The sequence below is a fragment of the Pseudomarimonas arenosa genome (assembly GCF_014841215.1).
GTDB lineage: Bacteria > Pseudomonadota > Gammaproteobacteria > Xanthomonadales > Xanthomonadaceae > Pseudomarimonas > Pseudomarimonas arenosa.
The window spans coordinates 1-9871 of the sequence record NZ_JACYTR010000092.1 but is presented as its reverse complement, the minus strand read 5'-3'; the positions used below and the strand labels follow the sequence as shown (position 1 = coordinate 9871).

10 protein-coding genes are annotated in these 9871 nt (G+C 62.7%); 3 read left to right on the top strand and 7 right to left on the bottom strand.

The genetic code is table 11. From position 1 onward, the window contains the following. Both IFO71_RS22095 and IFO71_RS20770 read left to right on the top strand, forming a co-directional pair. On the top strand, positions 1–292 hold a 292-nt coding region (locus tag IFO71_RS22095; protein WP_225444840.1), incomplete at its 5' end, for a hypothetical protein. Positions 293–389: 97 nt separating this feature from the next. Beyond that, positions 390–1037 (top strand): hypothetical protein, encoded by a 648-nt coding sequence (locus tag IFO71_RS20770; RefSeq protein ID WP_225444839.1) that lies wholly within the window; start codon positions 390–392, stop codon positions 1035–1037. A 171-nt stretch (positions 1038–1208) separates the two neighbouring features. Here the strand turns inward: IFO71_RS20770 and IFO71_RS20765 are convergent, their stop codons facing one another. From IFO71_RS20765 to IFO71_RS20735, 7 genes are all read right to left on the bottom strand, one after another. Beyond that, entirely contained in the window at positions 1209–1619 is a 411-nt protein-coding gene (locus IFO71_RS20765) for a hypothetical protein (RefSeq protein WP_192031603.1), read from the bottom strand. Beyond that, complete coding sequence (locus IFO71_RS20760) at positions 1616–3001, bottom strand: RHS repeat-associated core domain-containing protein (protein ID WP_192031602.1); 1386 nt, start codon at positions 2999–3001, stop codon at positions 1616–1618. Before IFO71_RS20760 ends, IFO71_RS20765 begins: the two co-directional genes overlap by 4 nt. 224 nt (positions 3002–3225) lie before the next feature. After that, positions 3226–3471, bottom strand: a complete 246-nt coding sequence (locus IFO71_RS20755; protein WP_192031601.1) for a hypothetical protein — start codon at positions 3469–3471, stop codon at positions 3226–3228. Between the two features lie 1001 nt (positions 3472–4472). Beyond that, on the bottom strand, positions 4473–4781 hold the full coding sequence (locus IFO71_RS20750; protein ID WP_192031600.1) for a type II toxin-antitoxin system RelE/ParE family toxin: 309 nt from the start codon (positions 4779–4781) through the stop codon (positions 4473–4475). Then, positions 4766–4963 (bottom strand): hypothetical protein, encoded by a 198-nt coding sequence (locus tag IFO71_RS20745; RefSeq protein ID WP_192031599.1) that lies wholly within the window; start codon positions 4961–4963, stop codon positions 4766–4768. The genes IFO71_RS20750 and IFO71_RS20745 overlap by 16 nt, the downstream gene beginning before the upstream one ends. A gap of 28 nt (positions 4964–4991) precedes the next feature. Continuing rightward, positions 4992–6008 (bottom strand): site-specific tyrosine recombinase XerC, encoded by a 1017-nt coding sequence (gene xerC, locus IFO71_RS20740; RefSeq protein WP_192031598.1) that lies wholly within the window; start codon positions 6006–6008, stop codon positions 4992–4994. 2 nt (positions 6009–6010) lie between these two features. After that, a complete protein-coding gene (locus IFO71_RS20735) occupies positions 6011–9133 on the bottom strand; it encodes a CHC2 zinc finger domain-containing protein (protein ID WP_192031597.1) in 3123 nt (1040 codons plus the stop codon). Between the two features lie 106 nt (positions 9134–9239). On the opposite strand from IFO71_RS20735, the gene IFO71_RS20730 reads away from it, so the two are divergent. Next, entirely contained in the window at positions 9240–9677 is a 438-nt protein-coding gene (locus IFO71_RS20730; RefSeq protein ID WP_225444838.1) for a helix-turn-helix domain-containing protein, read from the top strand. Positions 9678–9871 lie beyond the last annotated feature (194 nt).

Sequence of the window (9871 nt, the reverse complement as noted above, 5' to 3'; positions counted from 1 at the left end):
CAACGCGATCTGCGCGCCACCACTCACACCGACCACAGCACGCAAGACTTCGACGACAGCGTGTCGTTCTGATCGTCTCCCGACGCCAGCGCTGGAGCTGGCGTCGGCATTTCCGCCGCCGTCAAACACCACACCCGCACCCCATCACCGGCCGACAACATCGGCCGCCATCAAGTGCCTTGCGCTGCGTTCGACAGCAAATCGGCGCAGCGTGCGGTACGAAATCGACACATACTCACCCGCGTGCGACATCGAAATGGAAAACTGCCAAGGAAGTTTTCAAATCGTGTGATAAATAATTCGGCAAGGCGAACGGCTGGTTTTAGGCGCGCAACACGCGCTTCTACAACGGCATCACCTGGACGCTCGTGGTCAGCGGCACCGTGCTAATGGCCAGCCCGCTATGGGAACAAATCATCGCGGCCATCATCGAGCGCAGCTTTGACTTGCGGATCACCGGCGGCGGCAACGACATCGCCTGGGGCTTCGCCTTAGTGGTCTGCGGCTTGCTCTATCACCTTGCGATGCATGGCATGACGCAGCGCCACGAAGCGCAGTCACTGGCTCGCCAAGCCATGGCCAATACACCGCAGCTAGACCACGATCGAGCACTCTTCAGGCGCCTGCAAGACACCGTCAGTGAGGGCGCCCTACTCGATCTGCTCGACCATCTCGCCTGCAATCATGGCGCACGCTACGACCGCTTATCGAAACTGGGTGACCTGATCCACTTCATGGAGCAACCCGATCATCAGTTCATCGTTCCTGCCGTACGGGACCCCGCTAAACAACTGCTGCAGGCGCTCGCCGAGCTTGACCGATACGTCTGCCGAAACTTCTTTCCGCTCCGCCACCGCACGCCAGAGGACGGCCTGTTCCTTCACCCTGAACTCAATATCGACCGTGGCGGCAGTGGAATACCCGAGGAAATGGCACGATACACACGGTTTGCCACAGAGTTCGATGACCTCATCGAAACAGCCCGACAGCAGTACCTTGCTTTCCGCGTCGCCATCAAACATTCCCTGGCGGCCTGATGCAGCTAAACGGCGGGTTAAAACCCGCCCTACGCGGGCTAACGGTTTCGTAAAGAAATATTCTGGGGAGACCTCAGGTTAAAACCCGCCCTACAACAACCCGCCGTACGCGCGGTACAACAACCCGGCGTACGCGTGGTACAACAACACGGCGTACGCGCGGCACGCAGGCTACCGCCCCAAGAATTCCGCCGCAAGCTTCCGCACTTCACTATCACTCGCATGGGCAGCAACTCGCTCCATAACTAGGCGATAGCGCCTCTTCTCATTACCCTCGGTTCCGTTGATGAGCCGATTCAACATCCAGGCATTCAAGAGCGTTGGCCGCTGCTCGACAGAGCTCGCCAGAGCTTCTTCGTACCCACTTCTAAAAAACTGTTCCAGAAAATGAACCAGGGGGCCGGGGCATCCCAAATCCGCGTGGGGATTTTGCTCAATAAACTTGAGCACCCTAGGAACCGCATCCCTCGCATCATCACAGGCCGAGAGCCGATCGCAGATTTCATGCAACTCCTCAAGGGATCCTGAATCTGTGTCGAATCGATCAAGCTGTGGCAGCACTTCAGCAATAACCACAATCAATCCTCGCTATCCAATAGGCCCATTCTTCGCGCATGCTCAACTGCCTTATTTGCCAGCTTCTGTACCTTTTTTCTCGCGATCCCAACATCCCGCAGAATCCTAGCGTTCGAGCCAATGTTCTCTATGGCGGTTTGCGACTGGAGATCCAACGCTCTTTGAGCCTTGTTGACTTTCTTATGAACGTCCTTGTCCAAGGCAATTACAGGGTTCTGCTTGGAGGCATCTGTACTGTGTCTTGCGGCCACCAAACCTTCTCTCTTTAGCAGTGCGTGCTGCAACACCTCATGCCCCTCAAGACGATCGCCGATGATCGACCTTGACCGAAAGTCCTCGAAAGTCGCTATTTCATTCTCACGAATTGCGGGACGAATTGCTGACGCATCTTGCTCCAACTGGCCCAGAGCACCGCTACCATTTGGCGACTCACCTATCGTTACAGTGACTGGTGCCCCGTTCGGCCTGGCTTGAGCCATCCCCGTAAAGACGCGCTTCAAGAGTCGCGGCAAGCTCGTTGCGTCTTGCGCCAGCGATATCTGCGCTTCGGGATTGTCATCGACAATCGCCTGCTTCGCAGTGATAACTGGCGCTGCGACGGCGATGCCTAAGGTTTGCCACGGCCTGTCGCTAAACGTATCGATGCCTTGCGAAACCAGACCAAACGCTTCGTCCAACTCGGCCTCGGCCAACTTGGCGCCGTGCTCCGTGCCTGGCACGCCAATCTTGTGTGCCCCTGTTAGGCCCAAGTTGGCGATGGCATTGCCGCCACCTACGGCAAACTCACCCAAGCCAAGGACCACAGTGCTGCCCCCATGAAGCAGCATTCCCGCACCAGAAGCGGCCTTCGCTCGCACGTCATACCAGGGGGCTGCGCGTCCGGCGTTTCGGGCAGCAACGAAAGCGTCAACACTGTCTTGCCGCTCCACACCCAGCATCGTGACAACCGCATTGAGCTCGGCCGTTCGTCCATCTGGATCGATGTAAATCAGTGGATTGCTGTTCGCATAGAGATACTTGTTAAGAGTGATCGGGCGGTTGAAGTCACCAACAGCTGGATCCACCTGCAGGAACCGCCCAACGCCTGGGAGTTGGTACCGCGCCTTCGCGTAGTTAAGCCCGCTTTCGCTGTCGTGGTAATAGCCGGTATACCCAACACTTGACGTGCACTTCAGCGGCGGATGCCAAAATCTCCCGACGCGACAATGCGTTAGTGCCGATTTTTCCTTAGCTGCCGGTTTCGCCTGGGCCGCAAAATCCCTAGACGCGGTTTTTGGCCCCGCAACGGCCAGCTCAGGAGACGCGATCGAGCGCCCAGGCGCGTACGCGGACGCCGACCCACAGGCCAGCATCAGGACGGTGACGAGCGCGAGCAGCCGGCCGAGCATGGCCGCAGTGTGCGAGTCGGCCGCAGCGCCGGCAAGCAGCCCTTTCCTTTAGCCGCCCGCTCTTCGAGGGCCGGCGGACGGGCAGCGCAGGCTCTGTTGCGCTGCGCGGCCGCTGGCGGCGCGCGGGCCGCTGCGTGGGCGCGGAGCCGCGCCCCAGCTCCGCGCGCAATGCCCAGCGCCAGAGACGGCGCCAGGCGCCCCGAGAGGCGCCTGGCACTAGCCACTCAGTCGCGCAGCCGATGCCAGTACGGATAGCCGACCCGCTCGTAGTACTGCTGCGCATACATGCGTTCATCTGAGCCATTGCTGTTGTAGCCATCGCTGCGCGGAGCGTTCTGCCAACTGATCAGACCGCACAGATCGGCGATAAAACCACGTAGCACGAACTCGGGTTCGACCTGATCGGACGCGCAGAGGGCAATGAATTCCTCGGGCAATTCGAGGGTGATGCGGCGGGTGGACTTGGCCATGGGGATGCTCCTGTGTGCCGCGACCGGGATTGATCGCTGTGGGCGAACCCCCACCCGTGCCGCGCGCAGGCCTGTCAATGCTCGCGCAGCGACCGGCGCAGCCGGCGTGGCATTGACAGGCCGAGCACGGCGCTACCCTGCCCCGACCACAGCGAGCAACTAAACGACACGTTCGATCGGAGCGAGCAGTTGCTTTCAAGCGCGCGGCGACAGCCCCACCGGAGCCGCGGAGATGACCCCGCGCGCAACGGCCCTGCGCCGGATGAGGCGAGCAAGCCAGGGATGGCGCGCAGACGCGCAGCGCAACGCGCGTAGCGTGCAGGAGCTGGCTATGCCGCGCAGGACGCGCGGCCACCGCAGCGAGTGCAGGGATGCACGGGGCGGCCATGCGACATAACGACGAATTACGCGAGCGCGGGGCTCTCAGGCGGCAGGACGCCGCCTGCCGCGCGGGACCACAGGAGGTGGGCGCGTAATTGCGCGTTATGTCGAATGGCCGCCAATAGCCCCGTGAGCGCGCACGACTGCAGATCGACAGCGCGCAGACGAACCGCGCGATACGGGGATGGGGGAATCGCCCGTTCATCGGAGCGGCAGGCGCCCAGGGTGCGCAGCTCCATCGCGCATGCTGGGCGCCTGCTGAGTCCGGCTTCGCGTGCGGGCGTGGCGGGGTCCCCGCAAAGTAGCTCTTCACTTTGCGGGGTGCCGGAGCCGGCACGCACATGCGCGAGGCAGGAGCCGAGCGAGGTGGGATCGGAGCGAGCGGCTAAACTGGGATGGCCAGGGACGGCCAGAGCCAGCGGGCGCGGTGCTTGCGCTGTTCGCGCCGAGAGCCCGTAGCGGCTGAATGCCGCGCAGGGCGGAGGCGCATGCAAGCGCCGTGACCGCGGAAACGGGGCGAATGCTCTCCTCGGGTCGGAGCGCGACCTTCGGTCTAGCGATGCCGTGTCCGAGCGTCCGCTTAAACGCGTAGCGTTAAGCGGCGCACGCCGCCGTGCGCGTCAGTCGCCGAACCGCTCGCCAATCGAGTCGATCAGGCGCCAACCAGGCAGCACAGCCAACACCTCAATACGGTCCTCGCCAATCTCATACATCAAGCGATAGCTGTACAGGAAACGCTCACGCACTAGCCGATTACCCAGCTCCGGCACCACCCGCCCCGCCAGTGGATGCTCGGCGGCGGAATCACCCAGGGCAAACAGGGCGTCCACCACGCGGCGCGCATGGTGCTGAGAATCACGCGCAATGAACTGGGCGATCGCATCAATGTCATCGATCGCCTCGTTCGACCAAATCAGTGGTTTAGCCATCGACTCAGCTTTTCGCGCGCCTGTTCGGTCGTCTGACTGTTGCCGGCGGCGATATCCGCACGACCGCGCTTGATCTTCTCCAGCACATACACGTGGTATTGGATATCTTCCAGCGTGGCGTCGTCAGGCAGCTGCTGCAGCAGTTGCTCGACTTCCTGTTTGGCGTTGGCAGTGGCGGCCATGGTCATCTCCGATCGGTACCGGGCCATTCTACGTCTCCTCGTTTCCATCGGCCTGAATCCGCCGCCCCAGCTTTGCCCCCGGATGGGTCGCCGCATGCACCGCCTGCAGCTTGGCGATCGACACGTGGGTATAGACCTGGGTGGTATCCAGGTTCTCATGCCCCAGCATCGCCTGGATGTAGCGCACGTCTGCCCCGTGCTCCAGCATCTGCGTGGCCATCGCATGGCGAAACAGATGACAGGCGCCGCGCTTGGTGATCCCGGCCGCCTTGAGATAGCGCCGCACCAGCGCCCCCAGCCCATTGCCCTGGAACGGCCGGCCAAACCGGTTCAGGAACAGTGTCCATTCCTGGGCGTCGACCACCAGCGCCGGCCGGGCCTCATCCAGATAGCGCTGCACCCAGGCCAGCGCCCGCTCGCCGATCGGCACCACGCGATCCTTACGACCCTTGCCTTGGTGGACGCGCACAATGCCGCGTAGCGGTTCGAGGTCGTACACCGTCAACCGCATCGCCTCGGCCCGGCGCAGGCCGGTCGAATACAGCAGCTCCAGAATCGCCCGGTCGCGCAGCCCTTGCACGTCCTCGACGTCGGGCTGGGCCAGTACGGCTTCGACCTCGTGTGCCTCCAGCGGCTCGGGCAGGACTGTGCGCGGGACCTTGGGCAGATCGAGGTCCGAGGCCGGATTCATCGGCAAATGATTCTGCCGCACCAACCAGCGAAACCACTGCCGCAGATGATCGAGCAGCAACCACTGCCGCATCAGGGTCAGTGGCTGGCCGTCCGCCTTGCGCAGGTAAAACAAATGGCGCTGATAGCGCTCCAATATCGGCCGAGTGACCTCCCCCGGCCGCTGCAGATCGCGCTCACTCGCCCACTCCAGAAACACCGTCAGCGCCTGGCGCCGCGCCCGCAACAGGTCGTTGCCAAACCCGCCCACTGCCAGCGCCTGCAGATAACGCCGCATCCAGGCTGCCAGGCTGTCCGGCGACGAGGGCGCTTCCAGCCGTCGGCGCTTTGGGCCGTAGTCACCTTCCCGTGGCATGGTCAGTTCCGCGTGGCAGCGTGCGATGCGCCGTTATGACGGCGCGGCGCGTTGGCTTCTAGACGTGCAGTTTCCTCAACAGCAGCGGCTAAAAAGGGAATATCCGCGCCAGTGCTCGCGCTGAGAGGCAACAGTCCACCCTGCGAGGTGGGTGCAACCGGGGTGTTTTCGGGGTGCGAGGTGGGTGCGAGGTTCGCTCCTCGACCCTGCGAGCTTGCTCGCCGGGGGTGCGAGGTTTTGCCAACACTCAGGGCTTCGACATCGATCAGCCCCACCAGATGCGTCGTAGGCGAATCCGATTCACCGTCAAATGCCAGCTCGTACACGAATCGCGAGCCAAACCCACCGCGGTGGACAATCAGGTAGTCGAGGTCCACCAATCGATCCAAATGCAGCCGCAATGCGGTATCGGTAATCCCGCAGAGCGCGCGGACATCCTTGCGGGTGAACCGCACGACAGGCCGTTCCACCGCTTGCCGCTGCGCCTCACTCGCCACATGCGCCACCACCACGCCCAACACCCGCCGCGTCTGCGGCGGCAATTCATCCAGCGACCGCCCCAACACCTCATGCGCCAGCCGATTGGCCAGCGCGATATCGTCCAGCGTCACCTCCACATAGGCGACCCGCTCACCGGCCACGCTCGTTGACTTAACGGGCCGCTGGTACTGATGCAAAAACGCAATCGCATCGATCAGGGTCAGGTACTTGGCATGATCGCGCCGCATCCGGGTCGATTCGCTGCGAAACGTCAGCGCCTCGGCGTACGGATTGACCACCGCCAGCGGTCGCAGCAGGCTCTGCGCGGCCTGGTGCAGCGCTTTCAGCGCCGCGCCTTCCTTGCTGGCCACCAGGCCGGCCAGTGTGCGCGCTTGCCGCTGCCGACGATGAATCGCTTCAGTCTGTTCGCGCGATTCGTTGATCGTCAGCACCAGGCAGCGGTTCAACAGCTCCTCATCGAGATCAATCGCGGTCGTGGTCAGGAACAGCATCACCGGGCCCTCAACCCGATATTCCTGGGTGACCAATTGACCACTGACCGGATCCTTACCGGTGGAGGCGATGGTCAATTCACCCTGGCTCTGCAGCAACTTGAGTGCATAGGCCGCCTGGCGCACGCCTTCTTCTTCGGCAATGGCCAGGATCTTGTGCTTCATCGCCTGCTCGCCGAGATAAAACAGGCTTTGCCCCGTCATCGCCGAGTAGTGCACCCGCTCAGCCTCCGGCATCAGGGCCAGAATCCCATCCATCAGGGTCGACTTACCGGCCGCCGAGGTGCTCTGAATCAGAATCGCCAGCGGCTTATCCAGCTTGCGCGAGACGCAGGCCAGATAGCCGACCAGGGCATTGGCATCCTCGCCGACCACGCCCATCGCCGCCACGTCGCGCACAATCCGTTCCACCAAGGCCGGATCACGCAGCAGCGTCAGCGCGGCGCTTTCTTGCTCGGCATTCAATACCGGCGCAGCGGCTTCCTGCGTCGGCGCCAGCTTGGCCTTGATCAGCGCATCCTGGCGCTGCTCCACCGCCCGCAGCAGCTTGCCGAGATCGCCGCGCAGGACGTCATCAGAAGCGCCGAGTTCAATCGCCGCCTGCTTCAACCACACCGTCCGCTGCTTGGCCGCGTACAGCTCCAGCGTATCGACGTGTACATGGTCGCCGGCACTCACCCGCAGCCAGACCTTGAGCTGCTCGTAGCTGAGGTTCTTTTCGATACCGCGCACGGTGTAGGCCCGATCGCCCAACAACAGGCGCAATTCCTTGTCATCGATCTCGATCGGCAACGCGGGCTCGGACGGTGGCACGCGGTAGGCCGGCGGCTCGGGATCAGTGGCTATCGCCGTTTCAGTCGGTGAAACGACAGGATCAGTGCTCACATCGGCAACTAAAACCTGTGCTGAGCCCCGTCGAAGCGGAGAATCGCTGCCCGCTTCGTTCACGGGCGCGGCCTGCGGTTGAGCCACCGGCACTGGCTTTACCTCCGACCGCGTTGGCGCCGCGCCCTTGCCCAGCCATTCCGCCTGCCGAATCACCAGGCCCAGCGCCTTGCTCGCCGGCTGCACCTCCAGCGCGTACTGGTTCGCGTCCGAGCCCTTGGGGAAGCGGCAGCGGTAGCACTCAAACCCTTCTGCCATCAGCTTGGCCGCCAGCTTCTCCGTCGCCGCATTGCCCGCCTCGTCCGCGTCATACGCAATCAAGACTCGGCGAATACCGTGACGCTGGAATGCCGCCAGGATCTCGTCAGTGAATCCCTCGATGCCGTAGGCGCTGGTGACATTGCGATAGCCGGCACACCAAAACGTCAGCGCATCCAGCAAGGCCTCACACAGAATCACCTCTTCCTGCCTGACCAGCCCGGCCTCGTTGAATACCCCGCGATGCGGCCCTGGCAAATACAGGTGCAGTGGCGTCCCTGCCCGCAGCTTGCTATCGCGGGTTACCTTGCGGCCGTAGACTTCGCCAATCGTTCCCTCGGGGGAGATGACCGGCACCACCAGCGAGCCGTTGAAATGCTCGTGCCCACTCTCCCGCAGCACCCCAATCCGCTGCAGCGCCCCGCGCAGCTCTGCACCCGCCTTGGTCGCCTTGATCGGCAAGTGATAGCCGAGCGTGCGATTGGCATAGCCCAAGCGAAACGTGTCGATCAGCTCCGGATGATCCAATCCCCGCGACTGCAAATAGGCCAACGCCTCCGGCGATTGCTTGAGTGTGGCGTGGTAGTAATCAAGCACCTGGCCCAGCAAGGCCGCATCGTTGCCGGCCTCCAGTGCCGGTGCAGAGCGGGCGGCTAAATGAGAGTCTTCCTGGGCCAGCGGCTTCACCGGCTCAGCCGCCACCTCGCCCAGATCCTGCCGCAGCAGCTCCACCGCCCGCCGAAACGACACGCCCTCAAACCGCATCACCCAATCCACCACCGACCCACCCGCCTGACACGCCCCCAGGCAATGCCAGAGGTTCGCCTTCGGGCTGATCACCAGACTCGGTGTCCGGTCCTCATGAAACGGGCAATGCCCGATCCACTCCTTGCCGTGCCGCTTGAGGGTCACCCCCGCCGCCTCGACCAGGCGCTGCAGGGACACGGACGCCTTCAGGCGCTCAAGCTCGGAATCGGGGATGCGGGCCATGGGAACCTCCTTTCGCGCCAAACCCTGTCAAGGGTTTTAGTAGCCTCCATTGTAGTGGCTTATATGCTACCTTTTGCAAGCCCCCTCAGACCCACGGGTTAGCGTCATGGCTCCACTGGACTTCTCCTCCTGGCTACCGATGGACTTTGGCGACCGCCTCGCCGCCTGGCGTAAACAACGCGGATGGACCCAAGCGCAGCTCGCTGAGGCGCTGGGGCTCAACCTCACCCAAATCAAACGCTACGAAACCGGCGCCTCACAGCCGTCGCTCGACGCACTGCGCACCATCGCGCTGACGCTCAATGTGAGCCTGGACGAGCTGGTCTTTGGGGACACCGAGCGCGGGCCCGATGAAGCCCTCAAGCTCAAGTTCGAGGCCATCCGCCAATTCGATGAGCACGAGCGCGCCATCGCCGAGGGTGTGCTCGATAGCCTCATCGTCCAGCACCAAGCCAAGCGGCTGTTTGGGAGAACCGCGGAACCCACTGCCAACAAGCAATCACGCTCCGGTAAACGCATCAGCGAATCCACCAGCTCTCGGTAACTCGGAACCACACCCATGACGGATCTAGATGTTCATCGCAGCATCGGCGAACTCAGCGCGCGGTGCATGATTGCGCATTCCACGCAAACCGGTCACTGATTCCATTGCATGCCGGTCACCGATTCCACGCGATGCCGGTCATGGATTCCACGGCATGCCGGTCGGGGGCGGCGGGCGGTGGAAACATCGCTTAG